Annotated in this window: 19 protein-coding genes; 8 read left to right on the top strand and 11 right to left on the bottom strand. The window is 71.0% G+C overall.

The window, feature by feature from the left end; translation table 11 throughout:
* Positions 1–30 precede the first annotated feature (30 nt).
* From prcA to arc, 5 genes are all read right to left on the bottom strand, one after another.
* Positions 31–804 (bottom strand): proteasome subunit alpha, encoded by a 774-nt coding sequence (prcA, locus tag VFV67_RS29630; RefSeq protein WP_326473974.1) that lies wholly within the window; start codon positions 802–804, stop codon positions 31–33.
* 35 nt (positions 805–839) lie between these two features.
* Entirely contained in the window at positions 840–1,700 is an 861-nt protein-coding gene (prcB, locus tag VFV67_RS29625) for a proteasome subunit beta (RefSeq protein ID WP_326473973.1), read from the bottom strand.
* A gap of 36 nt (positions 1,701–1,736) precedes the next feature.
* Positions 1,737–1,931, bottom strand: a complete 195-nt coding sequence (locus VFV67_RS29620) for a ubiquitin-like protein Pup (protein ID WP_325158712.1) — start codon at positions 1,929–1,931, stop codon at positions 1,737–1,739.
* 65 nt (positions 1,932–1,996) lie between these two features.
* Complete coding sequence (dop, locus tag VFV67_RS29615; protein WP_326473972.1) at positions 1,997–3,505, bottom strand: depupylase/deamidase Dop; 1,509 nt, start codon at positions 3,503–3,505, stop codon at positions 1,997–1,999.
* 210 nt (positions 3,506–3,715) lie between these two features.
* Positions 3,716–5,536 (bottom strand): proteasome ATPase, encoded by a 1,821-nt coding sequence (gene arc / locus VFV67_RS29610; RefSeq protein ID WP_326473971.1) that lies wholly within the window; start codon positions 5,534–5,536, stop codon positions 3,716–3,718.
* 245 nt (positions 5,537–5,781) lie between these two features.
* On the opposite strand from arc, the gene VFV67_RS29605 reads away from it, so the two are divergent.
* From VFV67_RS29605 to VFV67_RS29590, 4 genes are all read left to right on the top strand, one after another.
* Positions 5,782–6,459: a hypothetical protein gene (locus VFV67_RS29605; RefSeq protein WP_326473970.1), complete on the top strand. Its 678-nt coding sequence runs from the start codon at positions 5,782–5,784 to the stop codon at positions 6,457–6,459.
* Positions 6,460–6,545: 86 nt separating this feature from the next.
* Entirely contained in the window at positions 6,546–7,271 is a 726-nt protein-coding gene (locus VFV67_RS29600) for a hypothetical protein (RefSeq protein ID WP_326473969.1), read from the top strand.
* A 61-nt stretch (positions 7,272–7,332) separates the two neighbouring features.
* Positions 7,333–8,109 (top strand): hypothetical protein, encoded by a 777-nt coding sequence (locus VFV67_RS29595; RefSeq protein ID WP_326473968.1) that lies wholly within the window; start codon positions 7,333–7,335, stop codon positions 8,107–8,109.
* Positions 8,106–8,666, top strand: coding sequence for a hypothetical protein (locus VFV67_RS29590; protein ID WP_326473967.1), 561 nt, complete (start codon positions 8,106–8,108; stop codon positions 8,664–8,666). Before VFV67_RS29595 ends, VFV67_RS29590 begins: the two co-directional genes overlap by 4 nt.
* Positions 8,667–8,846: 180 nt before the next feature.
* On the opposite strand, the gene VFV67_RS29585 is transcribed toward VFV67_RS29590, so the two are convergent.
* A complete protein-coding gene (locus VFV67_RS29585) occupies positions 8,847–9,680 on the bottom strand; it encodes a tRNA (adenine-N1)-methyltransferase (RefSeq protein ID WP_326473966.1) in 834 nt (277 codons plus the stop codon).
* Positions 9,681–9,709: 29 nt separating this feature from the next.
* The gene (locus VFV67_RS29580) at positions 9,710–10,846 is read right to left on the bottom strand and encodes a site-2 protease family protein (protein ID WP_326473965.1); all 1,137 of its coding nucleotides are present in this window, start codon (positions 10,844–10,846) and stop codon (positions 9,710–9,712) included.
* A 101-nt stretch (positions 10,847–10,947) separates the two neighbouring features.
* On the opposite strand from VFV67_RS29580, the gene VFV67_RS29575 reads away from it, so the two are divergent.
* Entirely contained in the window at positions 10,948–11,850 is a 903-nt protein-coding gene (locus VFV67_RS29575) for a RecB family exonuclease (RefSeq protein ID WP_326473964.1), read from the top strand.
* Entirely contained in the window at positions 11,850–12,626 is a 777-nt protein-coding gene (locus tag VFV67_RS29570) for a thioesterase family protein (protein ID WP_326473963.1), read from the top strand. Before VFV67_RS29575 ends, VFV67_RS29570 begins: the two co-directional genes overlap by 1 nt.
* 166 nt (positions 12,627–12,792) lie before the next feature.
* Here VFV67_RS29570 and hisG read toward each other — a convergent pair whose 3' ends face one another.
* Positions 12,793–13,638: an ATP phosphoribosyltransferase gene (gene hisG / locus VFV67_RS29565; protein ID WP_326473962.1), complete on the bottom strand. Its 846-nt coding sequence runs from the start codon at positions 13,636–13,638 to the stop codon at positions 12,793–12,795.
* A 17-nt stretch (positions 13,639–13,655) separates the two neighbouring features.
* The gene (locus tag VFV67_RS29560) at positions 13,656–13,919 is read right to left on the bottom strand and encodes a phosphoribosyl-ATP diphosphatase (RefSeq protein ID WP_326473961.1); all 264 of its coding nucleotides are present in this window, start codon (positions 13,917–13,919) and stop codon (positions 13,656–13,658) included.
* A 70-nt stretch (positions 13,920–13,989) separates the two neighbouring features.
* Between VFV67_RS29560 and VFV67_RS29555 the strand changes: the two genes are divergently transcribed.
* Positions 13,990–14,262, top strand: coding sequence for a type II toxin-antitoxin system prevent-host-death family antitoxin (locus tag VFV67_RS29555; protein ID WP_326473960.1), 273 nt, complete (start codon positions 13,990–13,992; stop codon positions 14,260–14,262).
* Positions 14,259–14,573 carry a hypothetical protein gene (locus VFV67_RS29550; RefSeq protein ID WP_326473959.1) on the top strand — a complete coding sequence of 105 codons (315 nt, stop codon included), beginning with the start codon at positions 14,259–14,261 and terminating at the stop codon, positions 14,571–14,573. The genes VFV67_RS29555 and VFV67_RS29550 overlap by 4 nt, the downstream gene beginning before the upstream one ends.
* On the opposite strand, the gene VFV67_RS29545 is transcribed toward VFV67_RS29550, so the two are convergent.
* A complete protein-coding gene (locus VFV67_RS29545) occupies positions 14,566–15,228 on the bottom strand; it encodes an HAD family phosphatase (RefSeq protein ID WP_326473958.1) in 663 nt (220 codons plus the stop codon). The genes VFV67_RS29550 and VFV67_RS29545 overlap by 8 nt on opposite strands.
* On the bottom strand, positions 15,225–16,428 hold a 1,204-nt coding region (locus VFV67_RS29540), incomplete at its 5' end, for a vitamin B12 dependent-methionine synthase activation domain-containing protein (RefSeq protein ID WP_326473957.1). The genes VFV67_RS29540 and VFV67_RS29545, both read right to left, overlap by 4 nt.

Here is a 16,428-nt window from a genome sequence, read left to right as displayed (position 1 = left end):
CAGTAAAACCCGGAGAGGCGGACTAGCGGACTATTCCGGGGATGCGGGCTCGTCCGGGGTCGCCTCCGCCTCCGCCTCCGCATCCGGCTCCGGCTCGGCCGCGGCGGGCAGCAGCGAGGCCAGCGCCGCGCCCTCCAGCCGCCGGAACGCCCGCATCGGGCGGGACCGCTCCAGCACCGCCACCTCGAGCTTGCCGACCGTGGTGGCGGTGCTGTCGCCGTTGTTGGAGCTGGGCGCGCTGGCCGACAGCGCCCGCACGGCCAGCCGCACGGCGTCGGCGAGTTCCATCTCCGCCTGGTAGTCGTTCTTCAGCACCGTGGAGATCGGCTCGGTCTGCCCGCCCATCACCATGTGCTGCGGCTCGTCGACGATCGAGCCGTCGTAGGTCAGCCGGTAGAGCTGGTCGTCCTCGGGCCGGGCGCCCACCTCGCCGACGCAGAGCTCCACCTCGAACGGCTTGAGCTGGTCGGTGAAGATCCCGCCGAGGGTCTGGGCGTAGACGTTGGCCAGCTGCCGGGCCGAGACGTCCCGCCGGTCGTAGGCGTAGCCCCAGAGATCGACGTGCCGGATGCCCATCCGGCGCAGGCTCTCGTACTCGCTGTACCGGCCGGCGGCGGCGAACCCGATCCGGTCGTAGATCTCCGAGACCTTGTGCAGCGTGGCCGACGGGTTCTCGGCGACGAACAGCACGCCGCCGCTGTACTTGAGCGCCACGACGCTGCGCCCCCGGGCTATGCCCTTGCGGGCCAGCTCCGAGCGCTCGCGCATCAGCTGCTCGGGAGAGGCGTACAGCGGCAGGGTCACGGGTCGCTCCTCGTCAGTCCGGTCGTCATCTCGGGTCAGCCGCGCGGTGCCCGGGCGCGGTCGGCCACCACGGCCTCGGCCACCACGGCCGCCTCGGCCTCGGGCACCCGGACGGAACCCTCCGCCGCGGTGACCGTGATCATCGTGGGGAAGATCTTGCGGCCCACGTCCGGACCGCCGGTGGCGGTGTCGTCGTCCGCCGCGTCGTAGAGCGCCTCGACCGCGGTGCGGACCGCGGCATCCCGGTCACCGTCCGGGTCGTAGAGCTTCTTCAGCGCCGAGCGGGCGAACACCGAGCCCGAGCCGATCGAGTGGAACCCGGCCCGCTCCTCGAACCGCCCGCCGACCACGTCGTAGGACACGATCCGCCCGCCCCGGGCCGGGTCCTCGGCATCGGTGTCGAACCCGACGAACAGCGGCAGCACGGCAAGGCCGGCCATCGCCATGTCCAGGCTCTGCCGCACCATGATCGCCAGCTTGTTGGTCTTTCCGTCCAGGGACAGCGAGACGCCCTCGATCTTCTCGTAGTGCGCCAGCTCGACCGAGTACAGCCGGACCAGTTCCAGGCCGAGCCCGGCGGTACCGGCGATCCCCACGGCGGAATAGCTGTCGGTGACGTAGACCTTGTCGATGTCACGCTGGGCGATCATGTTGCCGGCCGTCGCCCGCCGGTCACCGGCGATCAGCACACCGCCGGAGAACTTCACCGCGACGATGGTGGTGCCGTGCGGGATGTCCCCCCGGCCCTCCGCCCGCATGCCCGGCACCGCCCGCCTGCCGGGCAACAGGTCCGGCGCCTGGGCGCGCAGGAAGTCGGTGAACGACGACGTTCCTGTGGTCAGGTAGGCAGCAGGAAGCGGTGCGCCGGACGTGGCGCGGTGCGAGGTGTGGTCCATGCCCTTCTTTCGTTCGTAGACGCCGGATGAGGGAGGTTACTCGCCGCCCTTTTGGACGTAGGCGCGGACGAAGTCCTCGGCGTTCTCCTCAAGCACGTCGTCGATCTCGTCGAGAATCGTGTCGACATCCTCGCCGAGTTTCTCCCGGCGTTCCTGACCGGCCGGGGCGCCGCCGTCGACATCCTCGTCGCCGTCACCGCCACCTTGCCGCTGCACGTGTTCCTGAGCCATCTCGCCTCCCGTTGTGGCTGGCCTAATGAAACATTACCGACCAGGGCCGACATCCGTCTCAACCATCAGCGACGCGACCCGCCGGTCAGGGCATCCACCAGATCCTCGGCCGTTGCCGACGCCTCGAGCAGGTCCCCGACGTGTGCCTTCGTGCCGCGCAGCGGCTCCAGCGTGGGGATGCGGACCAGCGACTCCCGGCCGAGATCGAAGATCACCGAGTCCCAGGACGCGGCCGCGATCGCGTTCGGGTAGCGCTCGAGACACTTGCCGCGGAAGTACGCCCGGGTGTCCAGCGGTGGATTGATCATCGCCGCGGTCACCTCCTCCTCGGTGACCAGGCGCTTCATCGACCCCCTGGCGACCAGGCGGTTGTACAGGCCACGCTCCAGCCGGACGTCGGAGTACTGCAGGTCGATCAGCTGCAGCCGGGGCGAGGACCAGTTCAGGCCGTCGCGGGCCCGGAATCCCTCGAGCAGCCGCAGCTTGGCCGGCCAGTCCAGCCGGTCGGCGCACTCCTGCGGGTCGCGGGCCAGCGCGTCGAGCACGTCACCCCAGGTCTGCAGGACGTCCTCGGAGATCCGGTCGATGTCGGAGCGCTCCAGGTGCTTCGCGGCCAGCTCGTGATAGGCGAACTGCATGTCCAGCCCGGTGAACTTGCGGCCGTTGGCCAGCTCGACGGTGGCCTTCAGGGTCGGGTCGTGGCTGATCGTGTGCACCGCCCGGACCGGGTCGGCGAGCTTGAGGTGATCGAACCGGATGCCGGACTCGATCAGGTCGAGCACCAGTGCCGTGGTCCCGACCTTGAGGTAGGTGGACAGCTCGGCCAGGTTGGCATCACCGATGATCACGTGCAGCCGGCGGTACTTGTCGGCGTCGGCGTGCGGCTCGTCCCGGGTGTTGATGATGCCGCGCTTGAGCGTGGTCTCCAGGCCGACCTCGACCTCGATGTAGTCGGCCCGCTGGGAGAGCTGGAATCCCGCCTCCTCGCCGGACACGCCGATGCCGACCCGGCCGGAGCCGCAGACCACCTGGCGGGAGGCGAAGAACGGGGTCAGGCCGCCGATCACCGCGGTGAACGGGGTGCTGCGGGCCATCAGGTAGTTCTCGTGCGTGCCGTAGCTCGCGCCCTTGCCGTCGACGTTGTTCTTGTAGAGCTGCAGCCGGGACTGCCCGGGCACGGTGGCCGCGCGCATGGCGGCCTCCTCCATCACCCGCTCCCCCGCCTTGTCCCAGATCACGGCGTCCCGGGCGTTGGTCACCTCGGGCGCGGAGTACTCGGGATGCGCATGATCGACGTAGAGCCGCGCACCGTTGGTCAGAATGACGTTGGCCGCGCCCAGATCCTCCACCTCGGGGTCGGACGGCGGCATCCCGGGCGCCCCGAGGTCGAACCCCCGGGCATCCCGCAGCGGCGACTCGACCTCGTAGTCCCACCGCGCCCGCCGGGCCCGCGGAATGTCGGCAGCGGCGGCGTAGGCGAGCACGACCTGGGTCGAGGTCAGCACCGGGTTCGCCGTCGCGTCCCCCGGCACGGCGATCCCGTACTCGACCTCGGTCCCCATGATCCTGCGCATAAACCCCAGCCTACGGCCCGCACTGGAGCCCTACTCGAGCCGCCCGACCAGCCGGCGGAGGCATCCGAGTCGCCGGTTGGGCAACGGGAGTAGTCGGTCCGAATCAGCGGATCCCGCGCCGCAACCGGGAACTCGCGTGCCGCAACCGAAAGCTCGCGCAAACCGAAGGCCGCCCTGGTGGGGCGGCCTTCGGGTTGGTGCGTGGGTGGGTCAGAGGTACTGGCCGGTGTTGGTGGCCGTGTCGATGGCCCGGCCGGATTCCTGGTTCTTGCCGGTGACCAGGGTGCGGATGTAGACGATGCGCTCGCCCTTCTTGCCGGAGATGCGGGCCCAGTCGTCCGGGTTGGTGGTGTTGGGGAGGTCCTCGTTCTCCGCGAACTCGTCGACGATGGCGTCGAGGAGATGCTGGACGCGCAGGCCGGGCTGGTTGGTCTCCAGCACCGACTTGATCGCGGCCTTCTTGGCCCGGTCGACGATGTTCTGAATCATGGCGCCGGAGTTGAAGTCGCGGAAGTACAGCACCTCCTTGTCACCGTTGGCGTAGGTGACCTCGAGGAACCGGTTCTCCTCGGTCTCGGCGTACATCCGCTCGACGGTGTGCTGGATCATCGCCTCGATGCACGCGCCCGGGTCGCCGCTGAACTCGGCCAGATCGTCGGCGTGGATGGGCAGCGTGCGGGTGAGGTACTTGGAGAAGATGTCCTTGGCCGCCTCGGCGTCCGGCCGCTCGATCTTGATCTTGACGTCCAGCCGGCCGGGCCGCAGGATCGCCGGGTCGATCATGTCCTCCCGGTTGGAGGCACCGATCACGATCACGTTCTCCAGGCCCTCGACGCCGTCGATCTCGGACAGCAGCTGGGGCACGATCGTGGTCTCCACGTCCGACGACACGCCCGAGCCACGGGTCCGGAAGATCGAGTCCATCTCGTCGAAGAACACGATCACCGGGGTGCCCTCGGACGCCTTCTCCCGGGCCCGCTGGAAGATCAGCCGAATGTGCCGCTCGGTCTCGCCGACGAACTTGTTCAGCAGCTCCGGACCCTTGATGTTGAGGAAGTACGACTTGGCCTCGGTCGGCGTGCCCTCCTTGCCGCGGGTCGCCGCGACCTGCTTGGCCAGCGAGTTCGCCACCGCCTTGGCGATCAGCGTCTTTCCGCACCCGGGCGGGCCGTAGAGCAGCACGCCCTTCGGCGGCCGCAGCTCGTACTCGCGGAACAGCTCGGAGTGCAGGAACGGCAGCTCGACCGCGTCCCGGATCTGCTCGATCTGCCGGAACAGGCCGCCGATGTCGGCGTAGTCGACGTCCGGCACCTCCTCGAGCACCAGATCCTCGACCTCGGCCTTGGGCACCCGCTCGTACGCGTAGCCGGACTTGGTGTCGACCAGCAGCGAGTCACCCGGCTTGAGTGGGGAGTCGGACAGCGGGTCGGCCAGCCAGACCACCCGCTCCTCGTCGGCGTGCCCGACCACGAGCGCCCGGACCGCCCTGGCGCCCTCTACGTCCGGGGTGAGCAGCTCGCGCAGCGTGGTCACCTCGCCGATCCGCTCGAAGGCGCCGGCCTCGACCACCGTGAGGGCCTCGTTCAGCCGCACGGACTGGCCTCGGCGCAGGTCCTCGGCCTCGACCGCGGGCGACACGGCGACCCGCATCTTGCGCCCCGCGGTGAACACGTCCACCGTGCCGTCCTCGTGGCGGTCGAGGAAGACCCCGTACCCACTCGGCGGCTGGGCCAGCCGGTCGACCTCCTCACGCAGGGCGAGCAGCTGGCTGCGCGCCTCACGCAGGGTGTCGACGAGCTTGGCGTTGCGTTCGGTCAGCTGGCTGACCCGCTCGGACGCCTCCGCCAACCGTTGCTCAAGAAGCCGCGCGTGCCGCGGTGACTCGGTCAGCTTCCGGCGTAGCAGAGCAACTTCCTCTTCGAGGAACCGGATCTGGGCGGACTCAGAAGGCTCACGTCCTCCTGCCCGCTCCGCTCCAGAGCCGTGCTCGTCGGCCTCCTCTGGCCGACCGCCGGGACGATCGTGCTGCATGTCGGCACCTCCTCCCGAACTAGTACCTCCACGGTACCGGGGACCTCCGACAAGAAAAGAGCATCCGCATGTCGGAACCGCCGGGTCACGAAACCGAAACCTGCTCCGTCCGGCCGATCCGGACAACCCGAGGGACTGGGAACCGGATACCCACTACGGTGCGTCAGGAACGTAGGACCGGACTCAACTGGCGCTTGTCTACCCGGTCTTCAGCGTCCGTCCCCGCCCGCCCGAGGAGCCCCCAGATGTCCCAACCGCCCTACCAGCCGGGCCCCTACGGCGGTCCGCCGCCCGGCTACGGCCAGCAGCCCGGCCCAGGTCAGGTGCCTGGTGGGTACCCCGGGCAACCCGGCTACCCGCCCCAGGGCGGCTACCCCCAGCAGGCCGGATACCCCCAGTACGGGCCACCGGGGCAATACGGACAACAACCCCAATACGGATACCCGACCGGGTACGGTCCCGGCCGGCCCCGGACCGCGAAACCCTGGCTGTTCGCCGGCGCAGGCGTCCTGGTGCTCGGCGTCGCGGTTGCACTCATCCTCGTGCTGACGAACGGGTCGGACACCAGCACGGCTCGAGGCGTAGCCGAGGAATTCGTCGCGGCGGCCAACGACAAGGACACCGCGCGGATCGTGGAGATCTCCTGCGAGGAGTGGAAGGCCCGGGAGAAGTCGATCAGGAACAACATCGATCCGAAGTCCGACAAACTGAGCAATGCCACGATCACCTTCTCGGTCGTCAAGGTGACCGAGGACGGTGACCGGGCCACCGCGGAGATCGGGTTGAAGGTCGACAACGTGCCCGAGGACGTGCAGCGGACCGTGCCGGACACCGCGCCCATCTCGCTGCTGAAGGAGAACGGCAACTGGACCTTCTGCGGGTTCGGGTCCGGGTCGGGCCGGGGCTCCACCGAGGGCACCTGAACCCGTCCCTTCGGCGGGCCCGCGCCGGGCGCGCCTAGCATGTTTGCAGTCGAGCCAATCGAACGCACGAGGGAGTCGGGGCCCAGATGACCTATCCACCGCAACCACCGGGTGGTGGGCCCTACGGCCCGCCGCCGCCCGATCCCTACGGCCAGCAGCAGCCCGGCATGTACGGACCGCAGCACCCAGATCCGTTCGGTGGTCAGCCCGGCCAGTACGGACCGCCACCGCCGGCCGACCAGTACGGACCGCCGACGCCCTACCAGGGTCTCGGCTACCCGGGCGCCCCGCCACCACCGCCGCCCAAGAAGAAGAACACGATGATGGTCGTGATCGTCCTGGTCGCCGTGCTGGTGATCGGCGGAGCCGCGACCACGATCTTCCTGATGACCAGGGACAGCGGCGGAACGGGCAGCTCGGCGAGCCCGAACACCGAAACCGCCGGGCCGGAGGAAGACGACGGGAACGACCCGCCGAGCCGCACTGAAGACGCCCCGACCAACAGCCCGGCGGCGGTGCAGCAGGCCTACATCGACGCCTACGAGAGCAAGCAGTTCAGCACCGTGGTGGAGAGCGCCTGCCAGGCCTACAAGGACAAGTTCGGCACCGACACCTCCAAGCTGGAGAAGCAGCTCGAGCCCTACGACATCAAGGCCGAGAACGCCGGCGACCCGGAGGTCACCGGCAACACCGCCACCGCGCTGATCGACCTGGAACTGACCAAGGACGGCGAGACCAAGACGCCGCACATCAAGATCAAGATCGTCAAGGAGGGTGGTCAGTGGCGGTTCTGCGGCGAGGGCGAGGCCTGAGCCCGCGACCGGTCACCGATCGCTCGCCAGCACCCTCACCCAACCGAAGGAGCCGGGGGGAATGACCTACCCACCGCAGCAAGGGCCGCCGTCCGGGCCGTTCGGCCAGCCGGGCCAGCCGGGCCAGCCGGCCGGTCAGCAGGGGCAGCAGCCCGGCCAGTACGGACCGCAGTCCGGGCCGTTCCCCCAGCAACAGCCGAGTCAGTCCGGGCCGTACCCCCAGCAGCCGAGTCAGTACGGCCAGTACCCCCAGACCGCCCAGTTCGGTCAGCCGCCGGCCGGCGGACCGGGTGGCCCGCCGGCCAAGAAGGCCCGCCCGGGAATGATCACCGCAGTGATCGCGGCGGCCGTGCTGGTGCTCGTCGGCGCCGGCACGACGATCTACTTCATGACCAAGGACGACAACCCGCAACCCGCCGCCTCGTCCAGCTCGCCGAGCGGCTCGGCCAGCGAGACCCCGTCGGAAAGCGAGTTACCCGACCCCGGCAGCAGCGGCGCGGAGCCGCCGCCCGGCGGCAGCTCCGCGGCGAACCCCCCGCCGGCGCCGCCGACCGGCGGGGGTGGTGCCGGCGTCGATCCCGCTGTCCTGGACACCGCCAAGAAGTACGCCAAGGCGGTCAGCGACAAGGACACGGAGACCGTGAAGTCGATCAGCTGCTCGAACGACACCGGGATCCTGCTCGAGTCCGGCAGCAAGGTCGAGGTGACCGGGCAGCCGGAGATGATCGGCGAGGACGCCGCGACCATCGAGGCCAAGGTCACCATCGGCGGAACCGACCCGCTTGAGGGCTTCCCGCTTGTGCTCAACAAATCCGGCAACTCCTGGTGCGTGGTATGACCGAGCCCCCATCCGCAGCGCCCGACACCGAGACCGAGCCGGCCGGCCCGAAGCTGGACCGGCGCACGGTGATCGTGACCGCGGTGATCGCCGCGCTGGTGCTGGCCGCCGTCGTGGTCGGAATCGTCCTGCTGACCGGATCCGACGATCCCCCGCCGGACACCTCCAACGTCGCCCTGCCGTCCGCCACGGCGGCGCCGAGCAGCCAGACGCCGTCCAGCCCGGCTGCCGAACCGGCGCCGTCCGCGCCGGAACAGCCGCAGCCCGAGCCGCCGCCCGCCCAGCCGGCCGAGGTGGGCGCCGCCAAGGCGGTCGCCGACCAGGCCGTCGCGGCGCTCAACGCGCACGACGCCGAGGCGATGAAGCGGGTCAGCTGCGACCCGGCGTCCTTCGTGGACACCGCCGGCACCCCGGAGGGCGCCACCATCGAGGTGGTCGGCCAACCGGAGCTGACCGGCGACACCGCCACGGTCGAGGTCAAGCTCACGATCGGCGACCAGACCACCACGGTCCCGCTGCCGCTACGCAAACAAAACGACACCTGGTGCGTCGATTAGCCCTGTCCAGTGGATCACCATGTCAAGTCCCGCCCCACCCAACGCAACCTCAGGGGCACCGTGACGCAACCCAGCCACCATCACCCCGCCAACCGCACCTTCGCTGGAACGCAACAACAGCAGTAGATCCCGGAGAGGCGGAACAGCAACAACAGCAGTAAACCCGGAGAGGCGGACCAGTCAGCCGCGGCTGGGGCGGCGCTGCGGCCGGGGCGGAACCACGCCCTCGGCGAGCTTCCTGGTGGCCACCAGGAACGCGGTGTGCGCGATCATCCGGTGCTCGGGGCGCACGGCGAGACCGACCACGTGCCACGGCCGCACCAGCGTCTCCCACGCCTGCGGCTCGGTCCAGCACTGCTGCTCGCGCAGCGCCTCGGTCACTTTGGACAGCTGCGTCGTGGTGGCCACATAGGACACCAGCACCCCGCCCGGAATCAGGTTGGCCGCCACCGTGGGCAGAACGTCCCACGGGGACACCATGTCCAGCACCACCCGGTCCACCTCCCCGGTGTGCGTGGCGAGGTCGGCCAGCCGAAGGTCCCAGTTGGACGGTCGCTCGCCGAAGAACTCGACCACGTTGCGCTCGGCGTGCTCGGCGTGATCGGCGCGCACCTCGTAGGAGGTGACGCTGCCGGCCGGTCCGACGGCGCGCAGCAGCGAGCAGGTCAGCGCGCCGGATCCGGCACCGGCCTCGAGCACCCGGGCACCCGGAAAGACGTCGCCCCACATGACGATCTGCGCGGCATCCTTGGGATAGATCACCTGCGCACCGCGCGGCATGGACAGCACGTAGTCGGCCAGCAGCGGACGCAGCGCGAGATACGAGGTGCCGCCCGCGGAGACGATCACCGAGCCCTCCGCCCGGCCGATCACATCGTCGTGCGCTATCCCGCCGCGGTGGGTGTGGTACTGGCCGCCGGTGCTGAGCACCAGCGTGTAGCGCCGTCCCTTCGGATCCGTGAGCTGTACCCGATCGCCGGCCCGGAAGGGGCCGCTGGCCCTGCGTGTCGTCACCGGCAGATCATTCCGTCCGCCGACGGCGGTCAGGAGCGCGGGTGGGATTCCAGCGCGGCCCGCAGATCGTCGCGGCGCAGCACCCCGGACGGGCGGCCCTCCTGGTCGACCACCAGGAACTGCCAGGCGGCGGTATCCAGGACCCGGTCCATGATGTCCTCCCCGGGCTCGGAGTCCAGCAGCACCGACTCCGGCCGGATCGGCTCCGCGGCGTACTCGGCGGGCGCCATCGGCGCGCGCTGGGCCAGCCGCTCCGCGGCCATCCGGTCGAGCAGGCCGGCCGCCACCCCGTCGGCCCGGACCAGCACCACCCCGCGCCCGGCCGCGGCGGTCAGCGCGCTGGCCACGGGGCTCTCCGCGGGCAGTTGCAGAACCGGACTGACCAGGTCGATCAGGCGCAGGCCGGGCGGCCAGCTCCGGCGCTGCTCGTGGGCCAGCTCCCCGCCCGCCCCGTCGATCACGAACCACGCGGTCAGCACGCACACCCCGAGCCGCAGCCAGCGGTCCGGGCTCTCGGTGGCCACGCCCCACAGCGCCCAGACCAGCAGTACGCCGGCCACCAGCCAGCCGCCGAGCACGGCCGCCCGGGTGCCGACGCCACGTTTTCCGGACACCGCCCACACCCCGGCGCGCAGCATCCGCCCGCCGTCCAGCGGCAGGCCGGGCAGCAGGTTGAACACCGCGACGGCGGTGTTGGCGAACGCGCACTCGGCCACCAGCAGCCACAGCGGCCCGCCGGACGGGATCGCCAGCAGCACGAGACCGCACAGCGCGGCGAGCAGCACCGAGACCGCCGGCCCGGCCACCGCGACCAGCCCCTCGTGCGCCGGGCGGCGCGGGGTCCGGCTGATCTCGGACAGCCCGCCGAGCAGGAACAGCCGCACCCGCCGGACCGGCAGGCCCAGACGTAACGCCGCGACGCAGTGGCCCAGCTCGTGCGCCAGCACGGAGGCGCCGAGCAGCACGGCGAACGCCACGGCCAGCAGGACCGCGGCGAGCAGGTCGATCTCCGGCAGGAACCGGGACACCAGTGGTGTGTAGAACGCGACGACCGCGGCCGAGCCGAGCCACCAGGACGGTGCGAGCAGCACCGGCACCCCGCTGAACCGGAACAGCCGCAGGCCGCCGTCCTGGCGTGCGGATTCGGTCCAGCCGGGTGCGCTCACACCGGCAGCGTAGGTGCCGAGTTGTCAACCCCGCATGCGGTTCGCCGGGACACGCGGGCGCGGCGCCGGCAATGTCGGTCCCCTGGCCTAGGGTCTCAGTCATGACGGACACGGCAGCTCCGCTCGTCGCCGCGGAGGCCACCGGGCCGGGCACGGTGCCCGTGCCCCGCCGCCCGGCGCTGTCCCCGTCCCGGGCCAGCGACTTCAAGCACTGCCCGCTGCTCTACCGGTTCCGCGCGATCGACCGGCTACCCGAGGCGCCGTCGCCGGCCCAGGTACGCGGGATCGTGGTGCACGCCGTGCTCGAAGAGCTGTTCGGCCTGCCCGCGCACGAGCGGCTGCCCGAGCGCGCCCAGGCGCTGGTGGTGCCCGCCTGGCAGCGGCTGCGGGCGGAGCGACCGGAGCTCGCCGAGCTGTTCGACGACGCCGACGGGCCGGCCCTCGCCGAGTGGCTGGCCTCGGCGGGCGAGCTGCTCGACGGGTACTACCGGCTGGAGGATCCGCGGCTGGTCCAGCCGGAGGCGCGCGAGCTGCTGGTGGAGACCGAGCTCGGCTCCGGGGTGCTGCTACGCGGCTACATCGACCGGCTGGACGTGGCGCCCACCGGTGAGCTGCGGGTGATCGACTACAAGAGCGGTGCCGCGCCCCGCGAGTTCAACGAGGCCAAGGCGCTGTTCCAGATGAAGTTCTACGCGGTCGCGCTGTGGCGGCTGCGCGGCGTGGTGCCGCGTCAGTTGCGGCTGATGTACCTGGCCGACCGCCAGTCGCTGACCTACACCCCGGACGAGGCCGAGCTGGCCCGGTTCGAGCGCACCCTGGACGCGATCTGGCAGGCCATCCTGAAGGCCGGCCGCACCGGCGACTTCCGGCCGAACCCGAGCCGGCTGTGCGACTGGTGCTCGCACAAGGAGCGCTGCCCGGCTTTCGGCGGCACGCCGCCGGAGTATCCGGGCTGGCCGGAGCCGGGCGCCGGCGAGGAGTCGGCCGTGGATCGGGCGGACTGATGGGCGGCGCGTTCTTCGAACCCCTCGGCGAGGGCCGGTTCCGGTCGACCGAGCACACCAACGGGCCGTGGGCCGAGGGCAGCCAGCATCTCGGGCCGCCGAGCGCACTGCTGACCCGCGCGCTCGAGGCGGTGCCGGCGGCGGTCCCGGCCATGATCACCCGGATCACGGTGGAGATCCTGGGTCCGGTGCCGGTCGCCGAGCTGGCGGTGTCGGCCGCGGTTGAGCGGCCCGGCCGGTCGGTCGAGCTGCTGTCCGGGGAGATCAGGGCCGGCGGCCGGGCGGTGGTGCGCGGGCGGGCCTGGCGGATCGTGCGGTCGGACAGCAGTTCGGTGCTGGCCGGGCAGCCCGCGCCGATCGAGCCGCCGGAACGGGCCGGCGCGGTGCAGCGTCCGGAGGGCTGGGGCACCGGCTACCTGGACGCGATGGAGTGGCGGTCGCTGCGCGGCTCGTTCGCCGGGCCGGGGCCGGCAACCATCTGGGCGCGCCAGCAGGTCGACCTGGTCGCCGGGGAGACGCCGACCGGGCTGCAGCGGCTGCTCACCGTCGCCGACTCCGGCAACGGTGTGTCCAACCGGCTCGACCCGCGCCACTGGTGGTTCATCAACACCGAGCTGACCGTGCACATCTACCGTGAGCCCGCCGGCGAGTGGATCGGCATCGACGCCAACACCGTGATCGGCCCGGACGGCGTCGGCGCGGCCCTCTCCACCCTGCACGACCGCTCCGGCCCCGTAGCCGCCGGCGCCCAATCACTGATGGTGCGCCCGCGCTAGCCTCAGAGCAGGGCCAGTCCCCTGGATCGTCATGTGAATTCTCGACCCCACCAACAGATACCTCAGGGGACCGTGACGCAACCCAGCCACCATCAACCCGTGAATCGCACCACCGGCTGGAACGCAACAACAGCAGTTAATCCCGGAGAGGCGGACTAGGAGGCGGCTAGAGCCGGCAGGAGCGGATGTCGAAGGCTAGTACGGCCTTCGCGCCGATGGCGGTGAGCCGGTCCATGATCGGGTTGGCCTCGTTGCGCGGCACCATGGCCCGCACCGCGACCCATTCCGGGTCGGCGAGCGGGGCCACGGTCGGCGACTCCAGGCCGGGGGTGATCGCGATCGCCTGGTCCAGCAGCGACTTCGGGCAGTCGTAGTCGAGCATGATGTACTGCTGCGCGAACACCACGCCCTGCAGCCGGGCGGCGAACTGGTCCGTGGCCGCCGATGCCGGGGAGTCCTTGCGCTGCAACAGAACCGCCTCGGAGACGCAGATCGGGTCGCCGAACGGCAGCAGCTGGTGCTGGCGCAGCGTGCGGCCGGAGCCGACCACGTCGGCGATCGCGTCGGCCACCCCGAGCTGCACCGAGATCTCCACCGCGCCGTCCAACCGGATCACCTCGGCGGTGATGCCGTGCCGGGCCAGGTCGTCGCGCACCAGCCGGGGATACGCGGTGGCCAGCCGTTTCCCGTCCAGGTCGGCGACCGTCCAGTTCGGACCGGCGGGCGCGGCGTAGCGGAAGGTGGACGAGCCGAAGCCAAGCGCCAGCCGTTCGTCGACCGGGGCGCCGGAGTCCAGCGCGAGGTCCCGGCCGGTGATCCCCAGGTCCACGTCGCCGGAGCCGACATAGATGGCGATGTCCTTGGGGCGCAGGAAGAAGAACTCGACGTTGTTGGTCGGGTCGAGCACGGTCAGGTCGCGCGCCTCGTGCCGCTGCCGGTAGCCGGCCTCGGCGAGCATCTCCGAGGCGGGACCGGCCAGCGCACCCTTGTTGGGCAGGGCGACACGCAGCATCGTGGAACTCTCCTGATCTAGAGGTACCGGTAGACGTCGTCCAGCGTGAGCCCGCGGCCCAGCATCAGTACCTGCACCCGGTACAGCAGCTGGGAGATCTCCTCGGCGAGCCGCTCGTCCGACTCGTGCTCGGCGGCCAGCCACACCTCGCCCGCCTCCTCGAGCACCTTCTTCCCCTGCGCGTGCACCCCCGCGTCCAGCGCCGCCACCGTCCCCGACTCCGGCGGCCGCACCCGGGCCCGCACACTCAGCTCCCCGAACAGCTCGTCGAACGTCTTCACGAGCCCGAATCCTTCCATCCCACCCCATCGTGTGACGGCCGCGGGGCCACCCCGTCGATAACCTCATCACATGAGATCAATAACGTCCGCCGAGGCTTCGCAGGACTTCGATGCCCTGCTCGAAGAGGTCGAGAACGGCGAGGTCGTGCTGGTCACCCGGGACGGTCGGCCGGTCGCGCGCGTCGTCCCGGAGCAGGTGAGCGTGGCCGACAGGTTGGCCGAGGTGATGGAGAAGTACCCGGCCGACCCGGAGTTCGGCGACGACCTGGAACGGATCGTGCGGGAGAACCGGGCCCTGATGGACGACCGGGAGCGGAGGTGGCCGTGGGCCGACGAAGAGTGATCCTCGATACCAGCGTCCTGGTCGCGTCGGAGCAACACAGGTTGGAGCTCCGGTCGGTCATCGGGCACGACGATCCCGCCGTCGCCGCGATCACCGCCACGGAGTTGCTGCTGGGTGTCGAACGCTCGACCGGACAACGCCGGGACGAACGGGCTGTGCATGTCGAAGGCGTATTCGCCGCCCTACCCATCGAGTTCCTGATCATCGCGGCCACGGCCTGCGCCACCGGCCGGACGCTGATCACCACCGATGGCTCTGCCGCCTTTGCTGACCTGCCTGGGGTGCGGGCGGAGGTGGTGAAGATCAGCTGAACGGGGCGGCGAGGTCGGCGGGGGTGAGGCCGAGCAGGGTGGTGCGGAAGTGGCGGCGGGGGGCTGGGGGGACGGGGAGTTCGCTGGGGATCACGAGCACGGTGCAGCCGGCGGCGGTGGCGGACGTGGCGCCGGTCGGGGAGTCTTCGATGGCGAGGCAGCGGGTGGGGTCGGCGCCGAGGAGCTGGGCGGCGTGCCGGTAGGGGTAGGGGTCGGGTTTGTTGCGGCCGTCGACCTCGTCGCCGCAGAGGGTGACGTCGAAGTGGTGCCGGCCGAGGGTGTCCAGGGCGATCTCGGTCAGGGCGCGCTCGGTGGAGGTGACCAGGGCGGTGGGCAGACCGGTGGCCCGGACCATGGCCAGGGCTTCCAGCGCGCCGGGTTGCCAGGGTGGGTCGGCGGCCAGCAGCTCGGCCATCCGTTTGTCGATCCAGGCGGCGGCTTCGGAGCGTTCCTCCGGGTCCGGGGTCAAGCCGATGTCGGTGAACAGGATGTCCAGGGTGGTCGGGATGTTGCTGCCGACCATGGCGCCGCGGGCGGCGGCCGACAACCGGCCGCCGAGGCGTTCGGCCAGCTCGAACAGCGGGATGTCCCACAGCTTCTCGGAGTCGAGCAGGGTTCCGTCCATGTCCCACAGGACGGCGTCGGGCCGGCTCACGTGTTGAAGTACTTCGCTTCCGGGTGATGCAGGACGATCGCGTCGGTGGACTGCTCCGGGTGCAGCTGGAACTCCTCGGACAGCTTCACCCCGATCCGCTCCGGGTTCAGCAGGTCGACGATCTTGGTGCGATCCGCCAGGTTCGGGCAGGCGCCGTAGCCGAGCGAGAACCGGGCACCCCGGTAGCCGAGCTTGAAGAACTCCTCGACGTCGGCCGGGTCCTCGGCGGCCACCGACGCGCCGCCGGCGAACCGCAGCTCCTCCCGGATCCGCAGGTGCCAGTACTCGGCCAGCGCCTCGGTGAGCTGCACGCCCAGCCCGTGCACCTCCAGGTAGTCCCGGTAGGCGTTGGCCTCGAACAGCTCCTGGGCCAGCTCGGCGATCGGCTGCCCCATGGTCACCAGCGTGAACGCCACCACGTCCACCTCGCCCGCGGACCGCGGCCGGAAGAAGTCGGCAAGGCACAGCCGCCGGTCCCGGCGCTGCCGGGGGAAGGTGAACCGGGTGCGCTCGGCCGCGTCCACGGACGGTTCGGCCAGCACCACCAGGTCGTCTCCCTCGGCCACACACGGGAAGTAGCCGTACACCACCCCAGTGTGGGCCAGGATGCCGTCGGTGGTCAGCCGGTCGAGCCAGGCCCGCAGCCGGGGCCGGCCCTCGGTCTCCACCAGCTCCTCGTAGCTCGGCCCGGAACCGCCGCGGGCCCCGCGCAGACCCCACTGGCCCATGAACGTGGCCCGCTCGTCCAGCAGCGCCGCGTAGTCGGCGACGGCCAGACCCCGGACCACCTTGTCGCCCCAGAACGGCGGCGCCGGCACCGGCACGTCGGTGGCCACGTCCGACCGGGCCGGCACCGGGGCGGCGTCAGCGGACTCGGCCGCCCGGCGCGCCTCGGCGATGCGCAGCGAGCGCTGCCGCCGGGCCCGCCGCTCCTCGGCCTTGGCCCGCAGGTCGGCGTCCATGGCCGTGCTCTCGCCACGCTTGGTGGCCATGATCCCGTCCATCAGCCGCAGGCCCTCGAACGCGTCCCTGGCGTACCGCACGTCGCCCAGGTACAGCTCGGACAGGTCGTTCTCCACGTAGGCGCGGGTCAGCGCGGCGCCGCCGAGCAGCACCGGCCACCGACCGGACACCCCACGGGAGTTCATCTCCTCGAGGTTCTCCTTCATGATCACGGTCGACTTCACCAGCAGCCCGGAC

Source organism: Actinophytocola sp. (assembly GCF_035762905.1).
Taxonomy (GTDB): domain Bacteria; phylum Actinomycetota; class Actinomycetes; order Mycobacteriales; family Pseudonocardiaceae; genus DASYTH01.
The sequence above is the reverse complement of the archived record's forward strand: the minus strand, read 5'-3'. Positions and strand labels throughout refer to the sequence as shown.

What these genes read in the sequence shown, in the direction of transcription:
- VFV67_RS29575 (WP_326473964.1), top strand. Translation starts at nt 10,948, where the DNA reads ATGACGGACACGGCAGCTCCGCTCGTCGCCGCGGAGGCCACCGGGCCG.
- VFV67_RS29600 (WP_326473969.1), top strand. Translation starts at nt 6,546, where the DNA reads ATGACCTATCCACCGCAACCACCGGGTGGTGGGCCCTACGGCCCGCCG.
- prcB (WP_326473973.1), bottom strand. Translation starts at nt 1,700, where the DNA reads ATGGACCACACCTCGCACCGCGCCACGTCCGGCGCACCGCTTCCTGCT.
- VFV67_RS29620 (WP_325158712.1), bottom strand. Translation starts at nt 1,931, where the DNA reads ATGGCTCAGGAACACGTGCAGCGGCAAGGTGGCGGTGACGGCGACGAG.
- VFV67_RS29590 (WP_326473967.1), top strand. Translation starts at nt 8,106, where the DNA reads ATGACCGAGCCCCCATCCGCAGCGCCCGACACCGAGACCGAGCCGGCC.
- dop (WP_326473972.1), bottom strand. Translation starts at nt 3,505, where the DNA reads ATGCGCAGGATCATGGGGACCGAGGTCGAGTACGGGATCGCCGTGCCG.
- VFV67_RS29570 (WP_326473963.1), top strand. Translation starts at nt 11,850, where the DNA reads ATGGGCGGCGCGTTCTTCGAACCCCTCGGCGAGGGCCGGTTCCGGTCG.
- VFV67_RS29605 (WP_326473970.1), top strand. Translation starts at nt 5,782, where the DNA reads ATGTCCCAACCGCCCTACCAGCCGGGCCCCTACGGCGGTCCGCCGCCC.
- VFV67_RS29555 (WP_326473960.1), top strand. Translation starts at nt 13,990, where the DNA reads ATGAGATCAATAACGTCCGCCGAGGCTTCGCAGGACTTCGATGCCCTG.
- hisG (WP_326473962.1), bottom strand. Translation starts at nt 13,638, where the DNA reads ATGCTGCGTGTCGCCCTGCCCAACAAGGGTGCGCTGGCCGGTCCCGCC.
- VFV67_RS29595 (WP_326473968.1), top strand. Translation starts at nt 7,333, where the DNA reads ATGACCTACCCACCGCAGCAAGGGCCGCCGTCCGGGCCGTTCGGCCAG.
- arc (WP_326473971.1), bottom strand. Translation starts at nt 5,536, where the DNA reads ATGCAGCACGATCGTCCCGGCGGTCGGCCAGAGGAGGCCGACGAGCAC.